21 protein-coding genes are annotated in these 23,429 nt (G+C 70.6%); 11 read left to right on the top strand and 10 right to left on the bottom strand.

Features of this window, described 5'->3' with window-relative positions:
• Window positions 1-144 precede the first annotated feature (144 nt).
• The 4 genes from tilS to folE all read left to right on the top strand — a co-directional run bounded on the left by tilS (window position 145) and on the right by folE (window position 5,046).
• Window positions 145-1,335: a tRNA lysidine(34) synthetase TilS gene (tilS, locus tag STRIP9103_RS03880; protein WP_009298002.1), complete on the top strand. Its 1,191-nt coding sequence runs from the start codon at window positions 145-147 to the stop codon at window positions 1,333-1,335.
• A 100-nt stretch (window positions 1,336-1,435) separates the two neighbouring features.
• Window positions 1,436-1,996, top strand: coding sequence for a hypoxanthine phosphoribosyltransferase (hpt, locus tag STRIP9103_RS03885; protein ID WP_048819636.1), 561 nt, complete (start codon window positions 1,436-1,438; stop codon window positions 1,994-1,996).
• Between the two features lie 253 nt (window positions 1,997-2,249).
• A complete protein-coding gene (ftsH, locus tag STRIP9103_RS03890) occupies window positions 2,250-4,265 on the top strand; it encodes an ATP-dependent zinc metalloprotease FtsH (protein ID WP_048819637.1) in 2,016 nt (671 codons plus the stop codon).
• Window positions 4,266-4,440: 175 nt separating this feature from the next.
• Window positions 4,441-5,046: a GTP cyclohydrolase I FolE gene (gene folE / locus STRIP9103_RS03895; protein WP_009298053.1), complete on the top strand. Its 606-nt coding sequence runs from the start codon at window positions 4,441-4,443 to the stop codon at window positions 5,044-5,046.
• Window positions 5,047-5,076: 30 nt separating this feature from the next.
• On the opposite strand, the gene STRIP9103_RS03900 is transcribed toward folE, so the two are convergent.
• The 5 genes from STRIP9103_RS03900 to folP form a co-directional block, all read right to left on the bottom strand.
• Window positions 5,077-5,562 carry a DUF3180 domain-containing protein gene (locus STRIP9103_RS03900; RefSeq protein ID WP_009298034.1) on the bottom strand — a complete coding sequence of 162 codons (486 nt, stop codon included), beginning with the start codon at window positions 5,560-5,562 and terminating at the stop codon, window positions 5,077-5,079.
• A gap of 113 nt (window positions 5,563-5,675) precedes the next feature.
• On the bottom strand, window positions 5,676-6,287 hold the full coding sequence (gene folK / locus STRIP9103_RS03905) for a 2-amino-4-hydroxy-6-hydroxymethyldihydropteridine diphosphokinase (RefSeq protein ID WP_009297995.1): 612 nt from the start codon (window positions 6,285-6,287) through the stop codon (window positions 5,676-5,678).
• Complete coding sequence (gene folB / locus STRIP9103_RS03910) at window positions 6,284-6,643, bottom strand: dihydroneopterin aldolase (protein WP_009297977.1); 360 nt, start codon at window positions 6,641-6,643, stop codon at window positions 6,284-6,286. Before folB ends, folK begins: the two co-directional genes overlap by 4 nt.
• A gap of 321 nt (window positions 6,644-6,964) precedes the next feature.
• Complete coding sequence (locus tag STRIP9103_RS03915; RefSeq protein WP_009298079.1) at window positions 6,965-7,468, bottom strand: nuclear transport factor 2 family protein; 504 nt, start codon at window positions 7,466-7,468, stop codon at window positions 6,965-6,967.
• Window positions 7,465-8,331, bottom strand: coding sequence for a dihydropteroate synthase (gene folP / locus STRIP9103_RS03920; protein WP_009298086.1), 867 nt, complete (start codon window positions 8,329-8,331; stop codon window positions 7,465-7,467). Before folP ends, STRIP9103_RS03915 begins: the two co-directional genes overlap by 4 nt.
• A gap of 197 nt (window positions 8,332-8,528) precedes the next feature.
• On the opposite strand from folP, the gene STRIP9103_RS45905 reads away from it, so the two are divergent.
• Window positions 8,529-9,403 (top strand): IS5 family transposase gene (locus STRIP9103_RS45905; protein ID WP_411572367.1). Its coding sequence is split into 2 segments (ribosomal slippage): window positions 8,529-8,918 and window positions 8,921-9,403, totalling 873 coding nucleotides; the frame shifts between segments, so codons are not numbered across the junction.
• Window positions 9,404-9,424: 21 nt separating this feature from the next.
• On the opposite strand, the gene STRIP9103_RS03935 is transcribed toward STRIP9103_RS45905, so the two are convergent.
• Window positions 9,425-11,323 (bottom strand): phosphatidylglycerol lysyltransferase domain-containing protein, encoded by a 1,899-nt coding sequence (locus STRIP9103_RS03935; RefSeq protein WP_086019218.1) that lies wholly within the window; start codon window positions 11,321-11,323, stop codon window positions 9,425-9,427.
• 192 nt (window positions 11,324-11,515) lie between these two features.
• Between STRIP9103_RS03935 and STRIP9103_RS03940 the strand changes: the two genes are divergently transcribed.
• Together STRIP9103_RS03940 and STRIP9103_RS03945 are read left to right on the top strand one after the other, a co-directional pair.
• Window positions 11,516-12,640 (top strand): alpha/beta hydrolase, encoded by a 1,125-nt coding sequence (locus STRIP9103_RS03940; RefSeq protein ID WP_009297989.1) that lies wholly within the window; start codon window positions 11,516-11,518, stop codon window positions 12,638-12,640.
• A 270-nt stretch (window positions 12,641-12,910) separates the two neighbouring features.
• Window positions 12,911-14,617, top strand: coding sequence for an ICP22 family protein (locus tag STRIP9103_RS03945; RefSeq protein WP_009297997.1), 1,707 nt, complete (start codon window positions 12,911-12,913; stop codon window positions 14,615-14,617).
• A gap of 177 nt (window positions 14,618-14,794) precedes the next feature.
• Here STRIP9103_RS03945 and STRIP9103_RS03950 read toward each other — a convergent pair whose 3' ends face one another.
• Together STRIP9103_RS03950 and STRIP9103_RS03955 are read right to left on the bottom strand one after the other, a co-directional pair.
• Window positions 14,795-16,285, bottom strand: a complete 1,491-nt coding sequence (locus STRIP9103_RS03950) for a PH domain-containing protein (protein WP_234022112.1) — start codon at window positions 16,283-16,285, stop codon at window positions 14,795-14,797.
• Between the two features lie 2 nt (window positions 16,286-16,287).
• Complete coding sequence (locus STRIP9103_RS03955) at window positions 16,288-16,854, bottom strand: PH domain-containing protein (protein ID WP_078613788.1); 567 nt, start codon at window positions 16,852-16,854, stop codon at window positions 16,288-16,290.
• Between the two features lie 31 nt (window positions 16,855-16,885).
• On the opposite strand from STRIP9103_RS03955, the gene STRIP9103_RS03960 reads away from it, so the two are divergent.
• The gene (locus tag STRIP9103_RS03960) at window positions 16,886-18,046 is read left to right on the top strand and encodes an NADH-quinone oxidoreductase subunit D (RefSeq protein WP_048819655.1); all 1,161 of its coding nucleotides are present in this window, start codon (window positions 16,886-16,888) and stop codon (window positions 18,044-18,046) included.
• 111 nt (window positions 18,047-18,157) lie between these two features.
• Here STRIP9103_RS03960 and STRIP9103_RS03965 read toward each other — a convergent pair whose 3' ends face one another.
• Window positions 18,158-19,276: an SAM-dependent methyltransferase gene (locus tag STRIP9103_RS03965; protein ID WP_009297952.1), complete on the bottom strand. Its 1,119-nt coding sequence runs from the start codon at window positions 19,274-19,276 to the stop codon at window positions 18,158-18,160.
• 115 nt (window positions 19,277-19,391) lie between these two features.
• Between STRIP9103_RS03965 and STRIP9103_RS03970 the strand changes: the two genes are divergently transcribed.
• The 3 genes from STRIP9103_RS03970 to STRIP9103_RS03980 all read left to right on the top strand — a co-directional run bounded on the left by STRIP9103_RS03970 (window position 19,392) and on the right by STRIP9103_RS03980 (window position 22,022).
• Entirely contained in the window at window positions 19,392-20,594 is a 1,203-nt protein-coding gene (locus tag STRIP9103_RS03970) for a sensor histidine kinase (RefSeq protein WP_009297963.1), read from the top strand.
• Between the two features lie 66 nt (window positions 20,595-20,660).
• Window positions 20,661-21,332 carry a response regulator gene (locus STRIP9103_RS03975; RefSeq protein WP_009297947.1) on the top strand — a complete coding sequence of 224 codons (672 nt, stop codon included), beginning with the start codon at window positions 20,661-20,663 and terminating at the stop codon, window positions 21,330-21,332.
• Window positions 21,333-21,389: 57 nt separating this feature from the next.
• Window positions 21,390-22,022 carry an AAA family ATPase gene (locus STRIP9103_RS03980; protein WP_009298055.1) on the top strand — a complete coding sequence of 211 codons (633 nt, stop codon included), beginning with the start codon at window positions 21,390-21,392 and terminating at the stop codon, window positions 22,020-22,022.
• A gap of 73 nt (window positions 22,023-22,095) precedes the next feature.
• On the opposite strand, the gene STRIP9103_RS03985 is transcribed toward STRIP9103_RS03980, so the two are convergent.
• Entirely contained in the window at window positions 22,096-23,229 is a 1,134-nt protein-coding gene (locus STRIP9103_RS03985) for a threonine aldolase family protein (protein WP_048819656.1), read from the bottom strand.
• Between the last annotated feature and the right edge of the window lie 200 nt (window positions 23,230-23,429).

Consider the following 23,429-nt stretch of genomic DNA (forward strand, 5'->3'; position numbering starts at 1 on the left):
CTCCTCCCGTCACCCGTTCGAGGGACCGTGAGCGATGGGTAGGCGTGCAATGCTCGGGGAACGGCTCGGTTCTGTCACCATCTACACACTCTGAGTGACCGACCTCGGGCTCACCCCCCGACAATTTCATGAAGGGAACCGGACATGGGTCCCCACCCCGCGGTCGCGGCGATACGCCTGGCGGTCCGCCGCGTACTCCACGACATCCTCACCGAACACCACGCCAACACGACCCGTCGCACGCCCGCCTACGCGACCCCCGGCGCGCCGCCCGTCACGGGCGCACAACCGGAGCCCGCGCCCCCCACGGCCGTACCCCCCGCAGCCGTGTCCGCCGGGTCGAAGTCCGCACGGCCCGCGTTCGCCGAGCCTCGGGGCGCGGAGCCCGCGATCGTCGCAGCCACCGCACACGAGCAGCCCCTCCCGCCGCTCGTGCTCGTGGCGTGCTCCGGCGGCGCCGACTCCATGGCGCTCGCCTCCGCCCTCGCCTTCGAGGCGCCCAAGCTCGGCATCCGCGCCGGCGGCATCACCGTCGACCACGGACTGCAGCCGGGCTCCGAGCTGCGCGCCGAGGAAGTCGTCCTGCGTCTGCGGGAACTCGGCCTCGACCCTGCCGAGTCCGTCGCCGTGACCGTCGGCCGTGACGGCGGCCCCGAGGCCGCCGCCCGCGACGCCCGCTACGCCGCCCTGGACGCCGCCCTCGAACGCCATGGCGCCACCGCCCTCCTGCTCGGCCACACCCGCGACGACCAAGCCGAAACCGTCCTGCTCGGCCTCGCCCGCGGCTCCGGCATCCGCTCCCTGTCCGGTATGGCCGCGGTCTCGGGGGCCGACGGCCGCTACCGCCGCCCCTTCCTCGGGCTCGACCGGCAGACCGCCCGCAAGGCCTGCATGGTCCAGTCCCTCCCCGTCTGGGACGACCCCCACAACACCGACCCCGCCTACACCCGCTCCCGACTGCGGCACGAGGGCCTGCCCGCCCTGGAGAAGGCGCTCGGCAAGGGCGTCGTCGAGGCCCTCGCCCGTACGGCCCAGCTCTCCCGCGACGACGCCGACGCCCTCGACTCCTGGGCCCGCCAGGCCGAGGACTCCGTACGCGACGCCTCCGGCTTCCTGGTGTGCGCCAAGCTCTACGCCCTACCGCCCGCCGTACGCCGCCGCATCCTGCGCCGTGCCGCCATCGAGGCGGGCGCCCCGGCCGGTTCCCTCTTCGCCCGCCACATCGAGGAAGTCGACCGGCTCATCACCGGCTGGCGCGGCCAGGGAGCCATCAATCTCCCCGGCCGGGTCGTCGCCCAACGGCAGGGTGGCAGACTGGTGATTCGGCAAGGCTGAAACCGGACTCCCGGCGGGGCCCCTCACACGGGCCCCGAGCCCCCTCGCGCGGGGCGGCGGGCGCCCCGGAGCGAGCCAAAATGGGGCACGACCGAAAGTGATGCGGGTGGACGCGAAAGACATGGGTGCGGACCTCAAGCAGGTACTCATCACCAAGGAAGAGATCGACGCGAAGCTGGCCGAGCTGGCCGCGAAGATCGACACGGAGTACGAGGGCAAGGACCTGCTTCTCGTCGGCGTCCTCAAGGGCGCGGTGATGGTCATGGCCGACCTCGCCCGGGCGCTGTCCACCCCGGTCACCATGGACTGGATGGCGGTGTCCTCCTACGGCGCGGGCACCCAGTCCTCCGGTGTGGTGCGGATCCTCAAGGACCTCGACACCGATATCAAGGGCAAGCACGTCCTGATCGTCGAGGACATCATCGACTCCGGCCTGACCCTGTCCTGGCTGATCTCCAACCTCGGCTCCCGTGAGCCCGAGTCACTGAAGATCTGCACCCTGCTGCGCAAGCCCGACGCCGCCAAGGTCGCCCTCGACGTCGAGTGGGTCGGCTTCGACATCCCCAACGAGTTCGTCGTCGGCTACGGCCTCGACTACGCCGAGAAGTACCGCAACCTCCCGTTCGTGGGTACGCTCGCGCCTCACGTCTACGGCGGCTGACGCCGTCTGCGGCGGCTGCAACGCCCTCGTCACGAGGCAGGTGTCGTCCTCGTCACGAATACGGGCCGGTCTTCCCAAGACGCTCGGGAACCCCAGCGGGTTCCGCGCCGTTGGAGGATGCGAGGACGGGATTGCCATCAGTCCCGAACGGCTCCCATGCGGCTTCGGGTGACAATGCTGGGGTACCGTCCGAAGAACAGTCTTTATCAAACTCACTATGGCAGGAGGGACGGGGCGGCACCGCTCCGTATGGATGGACGTGAAGCGATACTTCCGTGGGCCAGTCATGTGGATCGTGCTGGCCGTCCTTGCCGTGGTCGTGTTGATGCAGGTCGTCGGCTCGTCCGGCGGCTACAAGACGGTGGACACGGGCCAGGTCGTCCAGGCGATCAACGACAACAAGGTCCAAGAAGCCAAACTCACCACTGGCGAAGAGCAGACCATCAAGGTCCAGCTCAAGAAGGGTGAGGAGATCGAGGGCAGCTCGAAGATCCAGGCGAGCTACATCGGCGACCAGGGCTTCACCCTCGCCAACACCCTGCAGGACAAGTTCCAGAACAAGCAGATCCCCGAGGGCTACACGGTCTCCCCGACCAAGCAGAACGCTTTCGTCGGCATCCTGCTCTCGCTGCTCCCCTTCGTCCTCATCGTGGTCGTCTTCCTGTTCCTGATGAACCAGATGCAGGGCGGCGGCTCCCGGGTGATGAACTTCGGGAAGTCCAAGGCCAAGCTCATCACCAAGGACACCCCGAAGACCACGTTCGCCGACGTCGCGGGCGCGGACGAGGCCGTCGAGGAGCTCCACGAGATCAAGGAGTTCCTGCAGGAGCCCGCCAAGTTCCAGGCGGTCGGCGCCAAGATCCCCAAGGGTGTGCTGCTCTACGGCCCGCCCGGTACGGGCAAGACGCTCCTCGCACGCGCCGTCGCCGGCGAGGCGGGCGTCCCCTTCTACTCGATCTCCGGTTCCGACTTCGTCGAGATGTTCGTCGGTGTCGGTGCCTCCCGGGTCCGTGACCTGTTCGAGCAGGCCAAGGCGAACGCCCCGGCGATCGTCTTCGTCGACGAGATCGACGCGGTCGGCCGCCACCGCGGCGCCGGCCTCGGCGGCGGTCACGACGAGCGCGAGCAGACCCTGAACCAGCTCCTCGTCGAGATGGACGGCTTCGACGTCAAGGGCGGTGTGATCCTCATCGCCGCGACGAACCGCCCCGACATCCTCGACCCGGCGCTGCTGCGCCCCGGCCGCTTCGACCGGCAGATCGCCGTCGACCGCCCGGACATGCAGGGCCGCCTGGAGATCCTCAAGGTCCACCAGAAGGGCAAGCCGGTCGCGCCCGACGTCGACCTCTCCGCCGTCGCCCGCCGTACCCCCGGCATGACGGGTGCCGATCTGTCCAACGTCCTGAACGAGGCCGCGCTTCTGACGGCCCGCAGCGACAAGAAGCTGATCGACAACCAGATGCTGGACGAGGCGATCGACCGCGTGGTCGCGGGTCCCCAGAAGCGGACCCGGATCATGTCGGACAAGGAGAAGAAGATCACCGCGTACCACGAGGGCGGCCACGCCCTGGTCGCGGCGGCCTCCCCGAACTCCGACCCGGTCCACAAGATCACGATCCTGTCCCGTGGCCGTGCCCTCGGCTACACCATGGTCCTGCCGGACGAGGACAAGTACTCGACCACCCGCAACGAGATGCTCGACCAGCTCGGCTACATGCTGGGCGGTCGCGCCGCCGAGGAACTGGTCTTCCACGACCCGACCACCGGCGCCGCGAACGACATCGAGAAGGCCACCAACCTGGCCCGCGCGATGGTCACCCAGTACGGCATGACCGAGCGTCTCGGCGCCATCAAGTTCGGCGGCGACAACACCGAGCCGTTCCTCGGACGTGAGATGGCTCACCAGCGCGACTACTCGGAAGAGGTCGCCGCCCTGGTGGACGAAGAGGTCAAGAAGCTCATCGAGAACGCGCACAACGAGGCCTGGGAGATCCTGGTCGAGAACCGCGACGTCCTCGACAACCTGGTGCTCCAGCTGCTGGAGAAGGAGACACTGGGCAAGGAGGAGATCGCCGAGATCTTCGCCCCCGTCGTCAAGCGCCCGCCCCGGCCCGCCTGGACCGGCTCCTCCCGCCGCACCCCCTCCACCCGTCCGCCGGTGCTCTCCCCCAAGGAGCTCGCACTGACGAACGGCGCCAACGGCGCGAGCCCGGCGATCACGGCCAACGCCGCCGTGGACGCCGTGGCGGAGGAGCGTCCGGAGAGCTGACACCCGCGGTGAGAGCCGGCCACCGGAAGCCCCGCTCCCGGCCCACGGCCGTCTCACCAGGTCCGGAATGGATGCCGTGCCCCCCTGGTTCTAGCCTGGGGGGCGCGGCATTACGTATGGCCGTACGGCAGACGCGTAATCCGTATGCGTCGCAGGCACAGGAGCGAGGCACCACATGACCGACCCCGTGACGCTCGACGGCGAGGGCACCATCGGCGAGTTCGACAGGAAACGCGCCGAGAACGCCATACGGGAGTTGCTGATCGCGGTCGGGGAGGACCCCGACCGGGAGGGCCTCAGGGAGACGCCGGCGCGGGTGGCTCGGGCCTATCGAGAGCTCCTTGCGGGACATGGGCAGGAGCCCGAGGACGTCCTGACGACCACGTTCGATATCGGGCATGACGAGATGGTCCTGGTCAAAGACATCGAGATCGTATCGCTCTGTGAACATCACATGCTGCCATTTCATGGTGTAGCTCACATCGGGTACATTCCGGCGGAAAGCGGCAAGATCACAGGCCTGTCGAAACTTGCCCGGCTGGTCGAGGTGTTCGCTCGTCGTCTGCAGGTGCAGGAACGACTCACCACGCAGGTCGCCGACTCCCTCATGAAGATCCTCGAGGCTCGTGGGGTGATCGTCGTCATCGAGGCCGAGCACATGTGCATGTCGGTGCGTGGCATCCGCAAGCCGGGCGCCAAGACGACGACTTCGGCGGTGCGCGGCCAGCTTCGGGACGCTACGACCCGCGCCGAGGCGATGAGTCTGATACTGGCGCGCTGACCCGCCGGACCGTCAAACCCTGGTGACCGGCTACGCCGCCCGTGCCGCGCTCCCGTTGTCGTCGTCGTCCTCCGGAAGCTTGCACACGCGCTCCAGGAACAACGCGGCCACTATGACGGCGATGCCCGCGACGACGGAGGAGCCGGCGTAGATGGCCTGGTCGCGGCGGGCCGGGACCTCCAGGTACTCCAGCAGGAAGGCGCCCACGCCGCCGTACATCCCGGCGACGAGCGCGGCGACCAGGGCGCTGGCCTGGCCGAAGACGACCGCGCGGGCGGCCATCAGGGGGTCGACCCCCTTGGCGTCGGGCCGGCGCTCCCGCTGGGCCTTGAGCCGGTTGCGGATCGACAGGGCCGTGGCCGTGAGGACGGCGGCGATCAGCGCGAGGACGATGGGCGCGGCCAGCGGGACGCTGGGCAGGGTCCCCACCGAGTTCCACAGCCGGGCTCCCGCCCAGGACAGCACCCCGGCCACGACGAACACCGCGGCAAGCGTCCTGATGCGCAGCTCTTTCACGATGCCCCTTCGATGAGCCAGACGGTCCGTACGGGTCCGGCGGCCGTCCGGAAGCGGTCCGGAGGAGCTCCGGACGGTCCCGGGGACGATCCCGACCCGGTAGACCTTAACGACTACGCGGGCAGCTGGAGTTCCAGGTCGGCGCGGGGCGACACGCCCTCCCTGGTGATGTCGGCGAGGAGCTGGGCCACACCGCCGCGCCCCGGAAGCTGCGCCTCGGGCTCGACGTCGTGCCAGGGGGCGAGGACGAAGGCCCGTTCGTGCGCGCGCGGGTGAGGCAGGGTCAGCACCGGGTCGTCGGAGACCACGTCGGCGTACGCGACGATGTCCACGTCGAGGGTGCGCGGTCCCCACCGCTCGTCCCGTACGCGGTGGAAGGCCTCCTCGACGGCGTGGGCGCGCTCCAGCAGGGACGACGGGGGCAGGGTGGTCTTCAGGACGACGACGGCGTTGAAGTAGCTCGGCTGGCTGCCGGGGGCCACGCCCCACGGCTCCGTCTCGTACACCGGGGAGACGGCCTTGATGCGGACGCCGGGGGTGTCCTCCAGCGCGTCGATGGCGCCCTGGAGGTTCTCCAGCCGGTTGCCCAGGTTGGAGCCCAGGGAGATCACGGCCCGTCGCGGGTTGTGCAGGGTGGTGTCGGCGGCGTCCACCTTCTCCACGACGGAGGCGGGCACCGGCTGTACGGTCGGGTCGCTCTGACCCTCGGTGAAGAACGCGGTCATACTCGGCTCCGGGTGATGGTGACGGTCACGTCGTCGAAGGGGACCGTGATCGGCGCGTTCGGTTTGTGCACGCTGACCTCGACCTCCTGGACCCCGTCGTGCTTCAGGCACGCCTGGGCGATGTGCTCGGCGAGCGTCTCTATGAGGTTCACCGGCTCGCCCTCGACGATGGCGACGACCTCCTCCGCCACGATCCCGTAGTGCACGGTCTTCGTCAGATCGTCGGCGGCGGCGGCCGGCCGGGTGTCCAGGCCCAGCGTCAGGTCCACGACGAAGGTCTGGCCTTCCTCGCGTTCGTGCGGGAACACTCCGTGGTACCCACGGGCCCTGAGGCCGCGCAGCGCGACACGATCCACGCGAATCACTCCTGCAGTCGTCGGGCGGTGCTCTTCCGGCCCGTACACACAGCGGCTGCGCCGCGGGCCGGGACCCCGGCCGGTGTCCTCCGTGTGCGGTCGCCACACCGGCCACCATCGAATCTACCTGCGGCCACTGACAGCGCTCACCCACCGACGCCCGGTTCCGGCACCTGTACAGACCGGGTTCATCGGGCGTTTCCCCCGGGGGAAGACGGCGGCTCACGGGTCGGAAGCCGCCCCTACCCGCAGACCGTGTTTCCAATCACTTCTCAGGACGGCGGGTCGATCACTTCTGCAGGGCGGCGGACCGATCACTTCTCAGGACGGCGGGTCCTCGCCCTCGTCGTCACCGGATTCGGTCAGCACGGGGGAGGCGTGGTGCGACCAGAGCTTCCAGCCGTCGGCCGTGCGCCGGAACAGATTCGTGGCGACGACCAGCTGCCCCACGAGCGGCCCCAGCTCGTCGCTGCCGTCCGGCGCCGGGGCACCGCTGAGGATGTTCTCGGTGCAGGTCACCAGAGCGGTGTCACCGGTGACGGAGACATGCACATCGGTGAGGAAGAACTGGATGTAGTCGGTGTTCGCCATGATCAGCGCGTACGACCGCAGCACCTCGCCCCGCCCGGTGAGGACCGGCCAGCCGGGGTGCACGCAGGAGATCACGCCGGTCTCCGCCGGGTCGTGGTACTCCTCGTCGACGCCCAGGTCGGCGGGGTCCAGCCAGAGCGAGGAGAGCGTCTCGAAGTCTCCCTGCTCCAGTGCCTCGTAGAAGGCGGTGTTGGCGAGTTCGACCTGCTCGACATCGGTGTGGGCCGAGCTCACCGCTCCCGGGCCCCTTCGATCGCACGGGTGACACGGACCGCGTCGGCGGTGGCGCGCACCTCGTGCACGCGAACCGCCCAGGCGCCCTGCTGAGCGGCCAGGGCGGATACGGCGGCGGTGGCGGCGTCACGTTCCCGCGCGGGCGGCGGGGGGCCCTCCGGTCCGGCCAGCACCCGGCCGAGGAACCGCTTGCGGGAGGCGGCGACCAGCAGGGGGTGGCCGAGGCCGTGCAACCGGTCGAGGTGGGCGAGCAGGGCGAGATCGTGGTCGGCGTCCTTGGAGAAGCCGAGGCCCGGGTCGACGATGACGCGGTCCGCCGCGACACCGCCCTCCAGAACGGCCTCCACGCGCGCGTGGAGCTCGTCCACGACCTCGGCGACGACGTCCTCGTACATGCCCTTGACGTTGCCGCCTTCCATGAAACCGCGCCAGTGCATGACGACGAAGGGGGCGCCCGCGTCGGCGACGACCGGGATCATCGCGGGGTCGGCCAGGCCGCCGCTGACGTCGTTGACGACGACGGCCCCGGCCGCGAGCGCCCGCTCGGCGACGGAGGCGCGCACGGTGTCCACGGAGACGATGACGCCCTCGGAGGCCAGGCCCCGGACGACCGGGATGACCCGCTTGAGCTCCTCCGCCTCGTCGACGCGGGTGGCACCGGGGCGGGTCGACTCACCGCCGACGTCCACGAGGTCCGCGCCCTCGCCGACCAGGTCCAGACCGCGCTTCACCGCCGCCGCGGTGTCGAACCAGCGGCCGCCGTCGGAGAACGAGTCCGGGGTGACATTGACGACGCCCATGACCGCGCAACGGTCCCACAGGGGCATTCCGGCCACCCGGCCGCGCCGGTTCTGCTTGCTCATGCGTCAAGCCTAGGCCCTGTGACCGATCATTCTTCTGCTTGCATTCTTCTGCTTGCCTTCGCTGCCGGTTCGTCTGCGACCTGAGCGAGAGCCCCGGGGCACGGGGGTAGCTGTGAGGCTCTCGCCCAGGTCTGTTCCGGGGGCCCGTGCTAGGGTGCGTTTCATATGTGGATCTTGATGTGTCAAGATCCCACTTCGTGGGGCGGCATGATCTGACGAATACACAGTGGGCGAAGCTGGAGCCCCTGCTCCCGGTCGGCAAGAAGCCTGGACGGCCACCGGTGCACACCAAGCGGCAACTGATAGACGGCATACGGTGGCGCACCCGCGCCGGTGCTTCCTGGCGGGACGTGCCCGAGCGCTATGGCCCGTGGGAGACGGTCTACGGCCTGTTCCGCCGCTGGCAGCGGGACGGCACCTGGCACCGCATCTTCGAACAGCTGCAGGCCCAGGCCGACGCCGAGGGACTGATCACCTGGGACGTCTCGGTGGACTCGACCATCGCCCGCGCCCACCAGCATGCGGCCGGCGCCCGCAAAAAGGGGATCTGCAGATCGAGCCGCCAGGCGGTGTGTTCATCGAGCCCGACGACCACGGGCTCGGACGCTCCCGGGGCGGGCTGACAACCAAGCTCCACCTGGCGGTCGAGCAGGCCCAGAAACCGATGTCGCTGGTCATCACGGCAGGACAGCGCGGTGATTCCCCGCAGTTCCAGGTGGTCTTGGGCCGCATCCGGGTGCCCCGGCTCGGGTCGGGCCGCCCGCGCACCCGGCCGGACAAGGTGCGTGCCGACAAGGCGTACGGCTCCCGCGCGAACCGTGCCTACCTGCGCAAGCGCGGTATCCGCTGCACGATCCCGGAGAAGCGCGACCAGATCGCCAACCGCAAGAACCGCGGCTCCCACGGCGGCCGGCCACCTAAGTTCGACAAGGCCGACTACAAGGAGCGCCACGCGGTCGAGTGCGGAATCAATCGCCTCAAGCGGCACCGCGCTGTCGCCACGAGATACGACAAGTTGGCAGTTCGCTACGAGGCGACCGTGCTGGTCGCAGCCATCAACGAGTGGCTGTGACCAGCACTTTCAAAACGCACCCTAGGCCGCTCGTACGCCTCCTTCGGTCAGCGCGTGGTCCGCCACCCGGTGGGCGCACGGGCTGGGGGCCTTGGTGCGGCGGCGCAGGGGGCGGGGGAGGGCGAGGTTGACGAAGCCTTCGGCCTGCATGGCGGCGAAGCCTATGCGGGGCAGGTCGCGGGAGGCGGCGTAGACGACGAAGCGGGGTTCCCAGCGGGGGCAGAACTTGGCGTTGAACTTGTACAGCGACTCGATCTGGAACCAGCGGGAGAGGAAGACCAGCAGACCGCGCCAGGCGCGCAGCACCGGGCCGGCGCCGATCTTCTCGCCGCGGGCCAGGGCCGAGCGGAACATCGCGAAGTTCAACGACACCCGTGTCACGCCCAGACGGGGGGCCGCCTGGAGGGCCGCGACGATGAGGAGTTCGTTCATGCCGGGGTCGGCGGAACGGTCGCGGCGCATCAGGTCCAGGGAGGCGCCGTCGGGGCCCCAGGGGACGAAGTGGAGTACGGCTTTGAGGTCGCCGTACGGGCCGGGTGTCTCGTCGGCCTTGTGGGCGGTGGCTATGAGGCAGTCGCCGTCGGTCGGGTCGCCGATGCGGCCGAGCGCCATGGAGAAGCCGCGCTCGGTGTCGGTGCCGCGCCAGTCCTCGGCGGCGCGGCGGATCCGGTCCAGCTCCGCCTCGCCGAGGTCACGGACGCGCCGTACCCGGGTCTCGTAACCGAGCCGCTCGATGCGCTTCACCATCTGACGCACGTTGCGCATCGCGCGCCCGGCGAGAGAGAAATCCGCGACATCCACCACCGCCTCGTCGCCGAGTTCGAGGGCGTCCAGGCCGGTCTCCCGGGTCCACACCTCGGCGCCCGTCTCCGAGCAGCCCATGACGGCCGGGGTCCAGGAGTGGGCCCTGGCCTCGTCCATGAAGCGTTCGATCGCGCCGGGCCAGGCCTCGACGTCGCCGATCGGGTCGCCGCTGGCGAGCATCACACCGGAGACGACGCGGTACGTCACCGCCGCCTTGCCGCTGGGCGAGAACACGACCGCCTTGTCGCGGCGGAGCGCGAAGTGGCCGAGGGAGTCACGGCCGCCGTGCCTGTCCAGCAGGGCGCGCAGCCGGGCCTCGTCGTCGGCGGTGAGCCGGGCCGCCGGGTGCTCGGGGCGGAAAGCCAGGTAGATGGTGGTGACGGCGGTCAGCAGACCGAGGGCGCCGAGGGAGAAGGCCACCGTCCAGGAGGTGTTGCCGGTGTAGTCGACCGGGCCCTCGAAGCCGAACAGGCCGTAGATGACGTGTTCGAGGCGGGCGGCGAGGCTGGGGTCGCCGATCATGTGCTGGGAATGGGCGCTGACGACGACCAGACCGAGGAGTATCGAAGCGGTGCCCATCAGCATGAAGTTGGCGAGCGCCCGCCAGCGGCTGTGTGGGTCGGGCAGCGCGCGGAACTCGTCGCGGTGGCGCACCAGCGGGATGAGCAGTGCCAGGGAGATGAGCGCGCCGATCAGCGAGTGACGGTAGGCGAACTGGGCGATCGCCCCGGCCGGCAGCAGGACGACGGCCGCGCGCCACGCCCGTCGTTTTCGCCGCCGCAGACCGTGGGCGAGCAGGAGCAGCAGAACGCCCGCGCTCAGCGACAGAGCCGCGGCGAACGGACCGAGCGCGCCGGGCAGTACCTCGGCCATCGTGTGCATACGGCTGTGCCGGAAGCGGGGGAAGACGCCCGCCGCGACATCCACGAGCCCGACGAACGCGCAGGCCCGGGCGACCAGCGTGGGCACGGCCTCGGGGCGTGGTCCGCGCAGTGCGCGACGCAGTGCGCCGTTCACGCGCAGTGCGCCGTTCACGCGCCGGACGGCGCTCGACGGGAGTCGGCTCGACTCCTGAGCCTGGGGTCGGCCCGAGCGAACCGGAACCTCACCCGACATTTCCCTATCTGTCCTGACAGACATCGCATCCCGTAGTTCCGCGAGAGACCTTGGATCCGGTGCCTTTCCGGCATCCGGCGACATTGCGCCCTCTAGGACGGTGCCTTGGCGAGGGAGGTTCACTCTGCACCGCAAAGCTGAACCAAAGGTCAAGGAAAAACGAGGAAAGAAGGGGCGGCGAGGGACGAGCCGATGGGTCTTACGAGCAACAATGCGCTGGCGCTGGCGGTTGTGGCCGCCGTGCTGCTGTTCATGGGCACGGTGTGGCTGTGGCCGAAGCTGGCCCGTCGGGGCTGGCGTGCCGTCGGCGGCCGGATCGGCGTCCTGCTGGCCACGCAGGTGGCCGTCTTCGCCGCGATCGGCCTCGCCGCCAACCAGGCCTTCGGCTTCTACGCCAGCTGGGCCGACCTCCTCGGCCAGGAGACCGGCCAGGGCGTCGTCGTCGACCACGACGGGGCCGACACCGGTGGGCCGTTGCGGGTGCTCGACACCCGGCGGATCAACTCGGCGGGCGGCGCCCGGCCCCAGGTCGGCGGCCAGATCCAGAAGGTCGAGATCGTGGGCCGTACGTCACGGATCGCGAGCCCCGCGTACGTGTATCTGCCGCCGGAGTACTTCCAGTCCCGGTACCGCACCCGCACCTTCCCGGCCGCCGTCGTCCTCACCGGCTACCCCGGCACCGCCGAGGCCCTCATCAAGGGCCTGCGCTATCCGCAGACGGCCCGCAGGCTGGCCCGCGACGGCAAGGCGCAGCCGATGATCCTCGTCATGCTGCGGCCGACCGTCGCGCCGCCGCGCGACACCGAGTGCGTGGACATCCCGGGCGGGCCGCAGACCGAGTCGTTCTTCGCCAAGGACCTCCCGGACGCCGTCGGCCACCACTACCGGGTCGGGAAGAAACCCGGGAGTTGGGGCATCGTCGGCGACTCCACCGGCGGATACTGCGCGCTGAAACTCGCGATCCACCATCCGGAGACGTACGCCGCCGGGGCGGGCCTCTCGCCGTACTACAAGGCGCCGATCGACCCGACGACGGGTGATCTCTTCCAGGGGAACAAGACGCTGAAGAACGAGGCCGATCTCTTCTGGTACCTGAAGCACCGGCCGGCGCCCGACACGTCTTTGCTGGTCACCAGTAGCAGGCAGGGAGAGACCAACTACAAGTCCACGCTGAAGTTCATCGAGTTGGTGAAGGACAAACAGCCGACCCGGATCTCGTCGATCATCCTCGACAGCGGCGGACACAACTTCAACACATGGCGGCGGGAGATCCCGGCGACGTTGCAGTGGATCAGCGGGCGGTTGAGTGACCGATGAGGGACGACCACTGGGGGATCCCGGGGCGGGTCCGCAATTCATCGGAATTCCGCCGTGCGGGAAGCAGTACGGAAGCCGTGGGGGAAAGAACGCGATGTGGCCAAGGCGTATCTGGAATCGCGGGAGTTGATCCAGTAGAGGAGTCGCCGGTGGACGCATTGGTGCCGGGGTGGTGAGGGAGCTTGTGAGGGCTTGTGAGAGCTTAGGGGGCGGCTGAGTTTTTACGGCCCGGGGCACCATCATTCGCCTACGCGCGGTAAGTTTCTGGCCATGCCACGTGGACGTCACCGCCATTCACCGCCTCTGCACAGGCTGCTGCCCCCCACGGCGATCGCAGGCGTCTCGCTCGTCTGCGCCCTCGGGCCCTGGATGTTCTCCGAGCCGGCGGTGCTACGGGTCTCCGCCGCCGTCGCCGCGGCGACCGCGGCCGTCGGCGCCGCCGTGATGCGCCGCTGGGACGTCGAGGCGGGCAAACGCGTCGCGGACCTCACGCGCGCGCGGGCGAGTGACGAGTGGCGGCACGAGGAGAAGGTCGCCGAACTGGAGACCGACCTGGAGGAGTCCCGCGAGCTGCGCACCAAGCTGGAGCACAAGCTGCGCGCCAAGCGGGCCGAGTTGGCGAACCTCCGCAACGAGCATGCCGCGCTGCTGCGTCGGTACGCCACCGCCGAGACCGAGCGGGCGAGCGCCCTGGAGGGCCGCCGTCTGCTGGAGATCGAGACGACGGGTCCGGGGGAGGGGCGGGCGTTGTCGGCCGGTGCCGGTGCCGGTGCCGGTGTCGGTGTCGGTGCCGGTACGTTCGCGCAGACTTCGCCGGTGCCGCCGCAGGGGGTGCCTGCGCCGGGGGTTCCTTGGGGGACTCGTGGGGCTGACGGTGGTTCGGCCGCCGGTCAGGGTGCGAGTGCGGAAGCCGAGGTCGCGGCCGAGGCCGAGGGTGATGAAGAGGGAGCCGAGGGCAAGGAGGTGGCCGCCGGGGTGTTTTCGCCGGCCGGTTCCTCGCTGTTCCTGCGGGCGAACTCGGCGTTGGAGCGGATCATCACTCAGCGGGCGGCGGAGCAGGGGGCCGCTGAGGGGGAGGCCGACGAGGTTGAGGTCGAAGCGGAGGCTGTGGCCGAGACCGGGATCGAGGGCGTTTCTGACGTCGAGGCCGAGAGTGGGTCGGAGACCGGTGCCGAGGACGCGGTTGAGGTCGAGAACGTCGAGAACGGGGACGAGCCTGAGGCCGGCGTAGAGGCCGAGGAGCAGGCCGTGTCGGAGGACGAGGCCGAGCCCGAGGTCAAGTCGGAGGCCGGGGAGGAGCCCGTCGGCGAGGCCGCCGACCGGGCTGGTGAGCAGGCGAACGATCCCGCGAGCGCGCCTTCGAACGACGTGTCCGCCGACGCCTCCGTCGATGGACCCGCCGTCGATGGACCCGCCAAGGGGCGTTCGTCGAAGGACGGCTCCGGTGAGGACGGTTCCCCCAAGGGGGACCCGGACGGGCCGACCGGTGGGGGGTCCCGCCAGGGGCGTCCCCAGGAGGTCCAGACGGAGCCGGTGCCGGTTGCCGCCGTGGAGGAGGACGATCCGGCGGGGCAGCCCGGGGCGGTCGGCGGGCATGAGCACGCGGCCGCCGAGCCCGTTCCCGCGCAGTCCGAGGCCTCGGCTCCGGCTCTGCCGGCCGCTCGGCCGTCCGGGCACTTCACCGTGCCGACCGCCGTGGCCGTCGTCCCGGCCGCGCCGCAGCGGAGGGCCGCCGTCGAGGGCGGGTTCGACTTCTTCGGTACGCAGAAGGGCGCGGAGACCATCGCGGCCGTGCAGAACGAGGACCTCGCCGACGTGGTCGGCCAGGAGGCCCTCGCGTTGCACAAGGCCGAGTCCGAGGCGCGGTTCAAGCGGGCCGACGAGGCGTCGCGTGGGGTGGGCCAGGTCATCGACCTGACGGCCCACGACGAGACGGAGCAGATCGACGTACAGGGGTTGCGTACGGCGGCGTCGTAGTTGCCGCCGGGCGCCCAGGCGCCTGACCGCCGGGCGCCCAATGGCTCGGGTGTGAGTGTGATTCGGCGACCGCGGGTCGTTCGTGGCTGGTCGCGCGGTTGCCCGCGCCCCTTGCGGGGCGCGGTCCGGCTGCCCCAGTCGCTCAGCCCCAGGCGCCGGGCGACCCACCGCGAGGCCCTAGGCCATCCAGCGGTCCGGCCGCGCCTCCCGCCGCCCCGTACGTGAGCGCTCGGCCTGCGCGCGCAGCAGCTCCGCCGCCTCCCCGGCATCCCGCAACCGCGCCGTCACCGTCTTGTTCGCCCCGGTGTCGACATGGACGTCGGCGAGACCCTTGACGCGTTCCCACGGCCCCTGCGACAGCCGTACGCTCTGGACCTTCGCGTGCGGTACGAGGTCGAGTCGGCGCCGCAGCAACCCGTGCCGCGCCGCGAACACGGTGTCGTCGACGGCGAGTCCGTATCCCTTCCACCACACCGGCACGCACCAGCGGGCCCGCCGCGGCGGGCGTACCAGCGTGGCGGCGTCCGGCACGGTCACCCCCGGCAGTACGCGCGCGATCACCGACTCGGCGATCTCGCGCGGGGCGACCGGTACGAGCACGGAGTTCGAGGACCCGGCCACGTCCAGCTCGACCCGCACCCAACGGCGCCGCCGCCACAGCAGCGGTTCGACGATCCGTACGGTCTGGACGCGTCCCGGCGGCACCGTCTCGTGTGTGCGGTCGAGGAGGCCGTGGTCGATGCGGAGGCCGTCCGGCGACTCGCCCACCGTCCAGTCGTACTCCCCGACGAACCGTCCCACCGTGCTCGCCCCGGCCGCGCCGATCAGCGGCAGCGCGGTCGCGAGGACCGTCCACACGCTCTCCGTGGCGAGCCACAGCACCGACGGGACGACGATCGCGGCCACCAGCGTTCCCCACGTGCCGCCGGTGAGCACCAGCGAGATGGCGAGTACGCCGCCCGGGACCTTCAACAGCTGCCTGGCCGGTGCTTCGCCGACCTCGTGCGCGGTCTCGGGGGCGAAACCGGCGGCGCGGGCGAGGAGTTCGGCCCGCAGGGCGTTGGCGTGGGTCTCGCCGAGATACGCCAGTTCATCCTTCTTGTCGGTGCCGACGACATCGAGTTTGAGTTTGGCGACGCCCGCGATCCGGGCCAGCAGGGGGCGGGTGACGTCGATGGCCTGGATGCGTTCTAGCCGGATGTGCGCGGTGCGGCGGAAGAGGAGGCCGGTACGGATGCGCAGTTCGCTGTCCGTCACCGCGAAGTGGGTGAACCACCAGGTCAGAAAGCCGTACAGACCGGCCGCCGGTATCAGCACCGCCAGCCCGATCAGCAGGGTGGTCGTGTCGAGCCGGGTGAGGTGCCGCTGGGCCCCGTCGGGATCGTGCACCGCCCAGCCGATCACCACCGTCACCGGCGCCCACGCCCGCCGGAACGGGGTCACGGGATGCAGCCGATGCTCGACGACCGGCACTGACTCCGGCTCCAACGCCGGCTCCAACGCCGGCTCCAACGCCGGCTCCGGCGTCGGCTCGGGCACCGGCACCGGCACCGGTGAGCTTCCGGGTGCGTCCGGGCCTATGGCGTCGTCCCCCATGGCGTCGTCCGGCTTCCCGGCCACGTCCGGCTTCCCCTCGCGTACCGCGTCGTCGGCGTCCTGCGTCGGCATGGTCACAGCCCTGCCGATCGGGCCTCGCCCAGTTCGGTGAGATGGTCGCGGAGGCGTTCGGCCTCGGCCGGTTCGAGGCCGGGGATGCGGGCGTCCGTGGCGGCGGCAGCGGTGTGCAGTTGTACGCTCGCCAGCCCGAAGTGCCGCTCGACCGGCCCGGAGGTGACCTCGACCAGCTGCATACGGCCGTACGGTACGACCGTCTCCTCGTGCCACAGCACGCCCCGGCTGATCAGCAGGTCGTCCGCCCGCTCGGCGTACCGCCAGGACCGCCAGTTGCGGTCCAGCATCGACCAGCACCACAGGATCAGGCCCAGCGGCAGCAGCGCGAAGGCCCCCCACGCGGGCCCGGCCAGCCAGCCCGGCAGCACCGCCGCGGCGACCGTGATCGGGCCCAGCCACAGCACCAGCAACAGCCGCCTCATCCGCAACAGCGGGCGCGGCAGCCCGATCCAGACCGGTTCGCCGTCCGCGTGCCCGGTGCCGGTGCCGGTTCCGGTGCTGTGGTCCGTGTGCCCGGTGCCGTCATCGCCGCGCTCGGCGCCGTCTTCCAAGGTCCCCGTCTCCATTCCGCCAGCGTACGTACGACAGACTGTGTTCATGACTCCCCCGACGGAGACCAGAGAGACGACGGTCGGTATCGGCGGTGCCGCCGAGAGCACGGACATGGTGCTGAACATCGGGCCGCAGCACCCGTCCACCCACGGTGTGCTGCGGCTGAGGCTCGTCCTCGACGGCGAGCGGATCACGCACGCGGAGCCCGTCATCGGCTATATGCACCGGGGCGCGGAGAAGCTGTTCGAGGCGCGCGACTACCGCCAGATCATCATGCTCGCCAATCGCCACGACTGGCTCTCCGCCTTCTCCAACGAACTGGGCGTCGTCCTCGGTGTCGAACGCATGCTCGGCATGGAGGTGCCCCAGCGCGCGGTGTGGATGCGCACGCTGCTCGCGGAGCTGAACAGGGTCCTGAACCACCTGATGTTCCTCGGCTCGTACCCGCTGGAGCTCGGCGGCATCACCCCCGTCTTCTACGCCTTCCGGGAGCGCGAGGAGCTCCAGAACGTCATGGAGGAGATCTCCGGCGGACGCATGCACTACATGTTCAACCGCGTGGGGGGTCTCAAGGAGGACCTTCCGGCGGGCTGGGCCTCACGCGCGCGTGCCGCCGTCGCCGACGTCCGCTCCCGTATGGGCGTCTTCGACGACCTGGTCCTCGGCAACGAGATCTTCCGGGGCCGTACGCGCGGCGTGGGCGTCCTCGCCCCGGAGACCGTGCACGCGTACGGGGTGAGCGGCCCGATCGCCCGTGCCTCCGGCGTCGACTTCGACCTGCGGCGCGACGAGCCGTACCTGGCGTACGGGGAACTCCAGGACGTCCTCAAGGTGGTCACGCGCGACGAGGGGGACTGTCTCGCTCGCTTCGAGTGCCTCCTGGAGCAGACCCACGTCTCCCTCGCCCTCGCCGACGCCTGCCTCGACCGCCTCGCCGAACTGCCCCCCGGGCCCATCAACCAGCGCCTTCCCAAGGTTCTGAAGGCCCCCGAGGGCCACACCTACGCCTGGACCGAGAACCCCCTCGGCATCAACGGCTACTACCTCGTCAGCAAGGGCGAGAAGACCCCGTACCGCCTCAAGCTCCGCTCCGCCTCGTACAACAACATCCAGGCCCTCACCGAACTCCTGCCGGGCACGCTGGTCGCCGACATGGTGGCGATCCTGGGGTCGCTGTTCTTCGTGGTGGGGGACATCGACAAGTAGGCGGGGACCTCGACAAGTAGGCGACGGGGTGGGTTTGGATTTCCAACCGCCTCGTGGGGCCGGGCCGGTCCGGGTGTCGAGCGGGTTTGGAATTCCAACCGTCCGGCGGAGCTAGGCGTCAAGCGGGTTCGGAATTCCAACCGGCTGCACCAGCCAGCCGAAGTCGCCCAGTCCGCCGGTCGCCGTCAGCTCGGCGGCCTCGCCCGCGCTCGCGAGGGCCCGTACGTACGCCATCGGATCGGTGGTGGCCAGGGACAGCGGGGGACGGCCGCCGGTGACGCCCAGGGCGTGCAGGGCCTCGCGCTGGCTCAGCAGCCGGGCCCCCGGCGGCGCGGACGCCCCCAGACACGCGTCGAGCGCCACATGCGCGGTGATGTCGCACGAACCGTCCGGGACCGGCGCGGTCTCCCGCCCCTCCCGGAAGCCGGTGAGTGTCCCGAAGGGCGGTCGGGCTCCGGCGAGGTGCGCGTAGTCGACCGCGACGGCGAGTCCTCGTCCCACACTCGCCACGGCGGCGGCCCAGGCCCGGTCCCGGGGCAGCCCGACCTCGGCGCGCAGCCCCTCCTCCGGCGCCAACGGCCACCACCGCGCCAGCCACTCCGCGTCCTCCCCGCCGACGGGCTCCCCGAGCCGTTCGACCCCGTCCTCCCGTACGAGAACCAGTCGCGGTACGCCCGCCGAGTCGACCTCGACGACCTCCACCGGCACGTTGTCGAGCCACTCGTTGGCGAACAGTAGCCCGCTGATCCGCTCCGGCGCCTCGGCGACCCACTCGACACGCTCGTCGACCCCGCCCGGCCGCTCGGCGACTTCCACGGCGTACGCGCGCGTGCGGGGGACCACATCGGCCGGCAGCGCGGCCAACACCCCGCTCACCAGTTCTCCACGCCCGGCACCCATGTCGACGAAGCTCAGCTCTTCCGGCCGCCCCAATGCCTCGTCCACCCGACAGAGCAGCCGCGCGACGGCCCCGGCGAAGAGGGCGGACGCATGCACAGACGTCCGAAAGTGCCCAGCGGGCCCCTCAGGCCGCCGGTAGAAGCCGCCCGGCCCGTACAGCGCCTCCTCGACCGCAACCCGCCAAGGCCGCGCCCCATCAGGGGTGTGGGGCTGAGACAGACGCGGCTCCGCCGCGTGGGCGCGACCAGCCGCGTACCACCCGCAGTCGCGAGACGACATGTCCTCCCGAGACGACATGTCCTCCCGGCCTCTCAGGCGATCCCTCACCACGTCAGCCTAAGCGGAAGGGACAACACGGCCTCCACCTTGGGGAGTACGTGGCCCCGTCACGGATCGACCCTCCGGTTGACCCCCGCACACGGCCCCCTTCCCTACGCTGGGTTACGTGCAGCGCCTCTATGACTTCCTCCGCAGGCATCCGACATGGGTCGACGGCTTCTGGGCCCTCGTCCTGCTCGGCATGTCCCTGGTGGTCGGATCGGTCGACCCGGACTACGCGTCGGACTTGAACGAAGCCGCGGTCGTGACGATCACGTCGCTGCTCTGCCTGGTGATCGCGCTGCGACGGCGTATGCCGGAGAAGATGCTGGTGCTCGCCACCGTGGCGGGCGTCGCGCAGCTGGTCCTCGACGTGCCGAGGATGCCGGCGGACTTCGCGATGCTGGTGATCATCTACACGGTCGCGGCGAACGGCGCCCGCTGGGCCTCCCGGTTCGCCCTGGTCGGCGCCCTGTGCGCGTCGTCACTGGCGCAGATGCGCTGGTCCGAGGACCGGGCGGGCACCGTGGGCAACGTGGCGCTCGCGGTGGTGCTGACGGTGCCGTTCGTGCTCGCCTGGGTGCTCGGCGACTCGCTGCGCACCCGGCGCGCGTACTTCGCCCAGCTGGAGGAGCGCGCCGCCCGGCTGGAGAGGGAGCGCGAGGCGCAGGCCAAGGTCGCGGTCGCCGCCGAGCGCGCCAGGATCGCCCGTGAGCTGCACGATGTGGTGGCGCACAACGTGTCGGTGATGGTCGTGCAGGCCGACGGCGCCGCGTACGTCCTCGATGCCGCCCCCGACCAGGCGAAGAAGGCGTTGGAGACCATCTCCTCCACCGGCCGCCAGGCCCTCGCCGAGATGCGCCGCCTGCTGGGCGTCCTGCGCACCGGTGAGCACCAGGAGGGCGGCGAGTACGTCCCGCAGCCCGACGTCGAGCAGATCGACGACCTCGTCGAGCAGTGCCGCACCGCAGGACTGCCCGTGGACTTCAAGGTCGAGGGCACCCCGCGCCCCCTGCCCAGCGGTGTGGAGCTGACGGCGTACCGCATCGTCCAGGAGGCCCTCACCAACACGCGCAAGCATGGCGGCCCGAACGCGGGTGCGAGCGTCCGGCTGGTCTACTTCGACGACGGCCTCGGCCTGCTCGTCGAGGACGACGGCAAGGGCGCGCCCCACGAGCTGTACGAGGAGGGCGGCGCCGACGGGCGGGGACACGGGCTCATCGGTATGCGTGAGCGTGTCGGTATGGTCGGCGGCACGCTGGACGCGGGCCCCCGCCCCGGCGGCGGCTTCCGCATCAGCGCCCTGTTGCCCTTGAAGCCCGCACACTGACACAGCCATGTCAGTCACTGACACCTGTAACGGACATCCCGGCAACGGACACGGAAGAGGACCCCGATGGCGATCCGCGTAATGCTCGTCGACGACCAGGTGCTGCTGCGCACCGGGTTCCGGATGGTGCTGGCGGCCCAGCCGGACATGGAGGTCGTGGCGGAGGCGGGCGACGGCGTCGAGGCCCTTCAGGTGGTGCGGTCGACGGAGGTGGACGTGGTCCTCATGGACGTCCGCATGCCCAAGCTGGACGGTGTCGAGGCCACGCGTCGCATCTGTGCCGAGCCCGATCCGCCGAAGGTGATCATCCTGACCACCTTCGACCTCGACGAGTACGCCTTCTCCGGGCTGAAGGCGGGTGCCTCCGGCTTCATGCTCAAGGACGTGCCGCCCGGCGAGCTGCTGGCCGCGATCCGTTCCGTGCACAGCGGTGACGCCGTCGTGGCGCCCTCCACCACCCGGCGGCTCCTCGACCGGTTCGCCCCGATGCTGCCCGGCACCGGTACCGAACCCCAGCACAAGGAGCTGGAACGGCTCACCGAACGCGAACGCGAGGTCATGATCCTCGTCGCCCAGGGCCTCTCCAACGGCGAGATCGCCGCCCGCCTGGTCCTCTCCGAGGCCACCGTGAAGACCCATGTCGGCCGCATCCTGACCAAGCTGGGCCTGCGCGACCGCGTCCAGGTCGTCGTCCTGGCGTACGAGACGGGGCTGGTACGGGCCGGAGGACAGGGCTGAGCCTGAGCCACAGGTGAGCGTGACCCCGGTGTAATCATCGCCGACTAGGGTGCGCGCATGCTCCTGTGGATCAACGGGCCCTTCGGGGGCGGCAAGACCCAGACGGCACACGAGCTCCAGCGCCGACTGCCGGGCAGCGTCATCTGCGACCCCGAGCACCCCGGCTTCGGCCTGCGCCGCATGCTGCCGCCCGAACTGCGCGGAGACTTCCAGGACCTGACCTCCTGGCGGCAGGGCGTGGTCGAGGTGCTGGACCTCGCCCTCACCGAGCACGACGGCGTGGTGATCGCCCCCATGACGGTGACCAACCCCGCCTACTTCGAAGAGACCGTCGGCCGTCTGCGCGAACTCGGCCACGACGTACGGCACTTCGCCCTCCTCGCCCAGCGCGAGACCGTACTGAGGCGACTGCGTGAACGCGGCTTCGGGCACCTCTTCCCGTATCTCGCGGGAAAGCGCGGCTCGCTGCGCAGGGAGAGTTGGGCGGTCCGGCAACTCGACCACTGTCTCGAACGGCTCCAGGGACCCGAGTTCGCCGAGCACCTGTGGACCGACCGGTCGACCGTCCCCAAGACCGCCGACCGTATCGCCGTCCTGGCCGGGCTGAGGCTCAGGCCGAACAACGAGGGCGCGCTGCGGACCCGGCTGCGGCAGGCGCGGATCGGGGTGAAGCACATCAGGTTCGACTGACGGCCGGCCTCGGCCGTACCAGGCGTGCCCGCCCCCACCGCAGCAGCAACGCCCCCGCACGGACTGGTCGGCCCTATTCGCCGCGGAGTTTCTCCACCCGCGTCACGAAGTCCGCGACCGCCTTCCGTACGTCCTCGGCCGTCCACTCCAGCCCGGCGGCCCGGATCTCCACCTCGGTGACGGCCAGCCCCGGGCCGCCCCGGTCCCACGGGCGGGCGAAGAGGACCGTCCCGGTCTCCTCGGCCTGGCGGACCGCGGCCTCCGCGGCGACGTCGACGTCGTACGGGAGCCAGACCTGGAACTCGTTGGTGTGCGGTTCCTCGGGATGCACGCGGGCCCAGGGGAGTCCGGCCTCGGCGAAGCCCTCGCGGAGCGCGGCGGCGACCACGCGCGCGTGGCGAACGTAGTGCGGCAGCCGGGGCAACTCCCGTTCCAGGCCGACGAGGGCGGACAGGGCGGTGGGGAACTGCTGGAAGAGCTGGCCGCCGTACCGGTGCCGCCAGGCCTTCGCCTCGTCGATCAGTGTCCTGGGGCCCGCGATCGCGGCACCGGCGAACGCGTCGAGGGACTTGTAGTACGACACGTAGACGCTGTCCGCGAGGCCCGCGATCTCGTCCACGGTGCGGTCGAAGTGGGTGGTGGACTCCCACAGCCGGGCCCCGTCGAAGTGGACCACGGCGTCACGCGCGTGTGCCGCTTCGGTGACCTCCGTCAGCTCCTCCCAGGAGGGCAGCACGAAACCGGCCTCCCTGAGCGGCAGTTCCAGCATCAGCGCCCCGAAGGGTTCGTCGAAGTCGCGCACTTCGTCGGCGGTGGGCAGCCGCGGCTCGCCGGTCAGCCGGACCGGCCGCAACCCGCTGAGCTGACTGAACGCGTTCCGCTCGTGCATCTCGGGGTGGGAAAGGGCGTGCAGGGCGACGGCCGGGTTCCCGGTACGGGCCGCCCAGCAGCGCAGGGCCACCTGTTGGGCCATCGTGCCGGTCGGGAAGAACGCGGCGGCCTCCATGCCGAGCAGCGCGGCGGTCCGCTCCTCCAGCGTCTCGACGATCCCGTTGCCGTAGAGATCCGCCGACTCGTCCAGGTCGTACACGTCCCCGGCCGCGTCCAGGAGCGCCAGCCGCTCGCGGACCGTCGCCAGGGCACTCGTCCGCGACAGCACCCGCTGTGCGGCCCGATGGGCGATGCGGCGCCGCTTGTAGCGGGCCATGGCCGTCGACTCCTCCCCGGCGGCCTCCTCGCCGGACCGGTCCCGCACCGCTGACTCCTCGCTCCCGGAAAGCGGTTGCCCGTGTGCCGTTCCCGCCGCCTGATCCGCCGTGTCGGTCATCCCTGGATCATCCCTCGCGCCGCACCACCCGTCATCGGGTTTTCGTCCCCGCGAGACCTGCGGACATTTCCTGGCAAAAC

The sequence above is a fragment of the Streptomyces ipomoeae 91-03 genome (assembly GCF_000317595.1).
In the GTDB taxonomy this organism is placed as follows: domain Bacteria; phylum Actinomycetota; class Actinomycetes; order Streptomycetales; family Streptomycetaceae; genus Streptomyces; species Streptomyces ipomoeae.

What these genes read in the sequence shown, in the direction of transcription:
- tilS (WP_009298002.1), top strand. Translation starts at nt 145, where the DNA reads ATGGGTCCCCACCCCGCGGTCGCGGCGATACGCCTGGCGGTCCGCCGC.
- hpt (WP_048819636.1), top strand. Translation starts at nt 1,436, where the DNA reads ATGCGGGTGGACGCGAAAGACATGGGTGCGGACCTCAAGCAGGTACTC.
- ftsH (WP_048819637.1), top strand. Translation starts at nt 2,250, where the DNA reads ATGGACGTGAAGCGATACTTCCGTGGGCCAGTCATGTGGATCGTGCTG.
- folE (WP_009298053.1), top strand. Translation starts at nt 4,441, where the DNA reads ATGACCGACCCCGTGACGCTCGACGGCGAGGGCACCATCGGCGAGTTC.
- folK (WP_009297995.1), bottom strand. Translation starts at nt 6,287, where the DNA reads ATGACCGCGTTCTTCACCGAGGGTCAGAGCGACCCGACCGTACAGCCG.
- folP (WP_009298086.1), bottom strand. Translation starts at nt 8,331, where the DNA reads ATGAGCAAGCAGAACCGGCGCGGCCGGGTGGCCGGAATGCCCCTGTGG.
- STRIP9103_RS03935 (WP_086019218.1), bottom strand. Translation starts at nt 11,323, where the DNA reads ATGTCGGGTGAGGTTCCGGTTCGCTCGGGCCGACCCCAGGCTCAGGAG.
- STRIP9103_RS03940 (WP_009297989.1), top strand. Translation starts at nt 11,516, where the DNA reads ATGGGTCTTACGAGCAACAATGCGCTGGCGCTGGCGGTTGTGGCCGCC.
- STRIP9103_RS03945 (WP_009297997.1), top strand. Translation starts at nt 12,911, where the DNA reads ATGCCACGTGGACGTCACCGCCATTCACCGCCTCTGCACAGGCTGCTG.
- STRIP9103_RS03950 (WP_234022112.1), bottom strand. Translation starts at nt 16,285, where the DNA reads ATGCCGACGCAGGACGCCGACGACGCGGTACGCGAGGGGAAGCCGGAC.
- STRIP9103_RS03955 (WP_078613788.1), bottom strand. Translation starts at nt 16,854, where the DNA reads ATGGAGACGGGGACCTTGGAAGACGGCGCCGAGCGCGGCGATGACGGC.
- STRIP9103_RS03960 (WP_048819655.1), top strand. Translation starts at nt 16,886, where the DNA reads ATGACTCCCCCGACGGAGACCAGAGAGACGACGGTCGGTATCGGCGGT.
- STRIP9103_RS03975 (WP_009297947.1), top strand. Translation starts at nt 20,661, where the DNA reads ATGGCGATCCGCGTAATGCTCGTCGACGACCAGGTGCTGCTGCGCACC.
- STRIP9103_RS03980 (WP_009298055.1), top strand. Translation starts at nt 21,390, where the DNA reads ATGCTCCTGTGGATCAACGGGCCCTTCGGGGGCGGCAAGACCCAGACG.
- STRIP9103_RS03985 (WP_048819656.1), bottom strand. Translation starts at nt 23,229, where the DNA reads ATGGCCCGCTACAAGCGGCGCCGCATCGCCCATCGGGCCGCACAGCGG.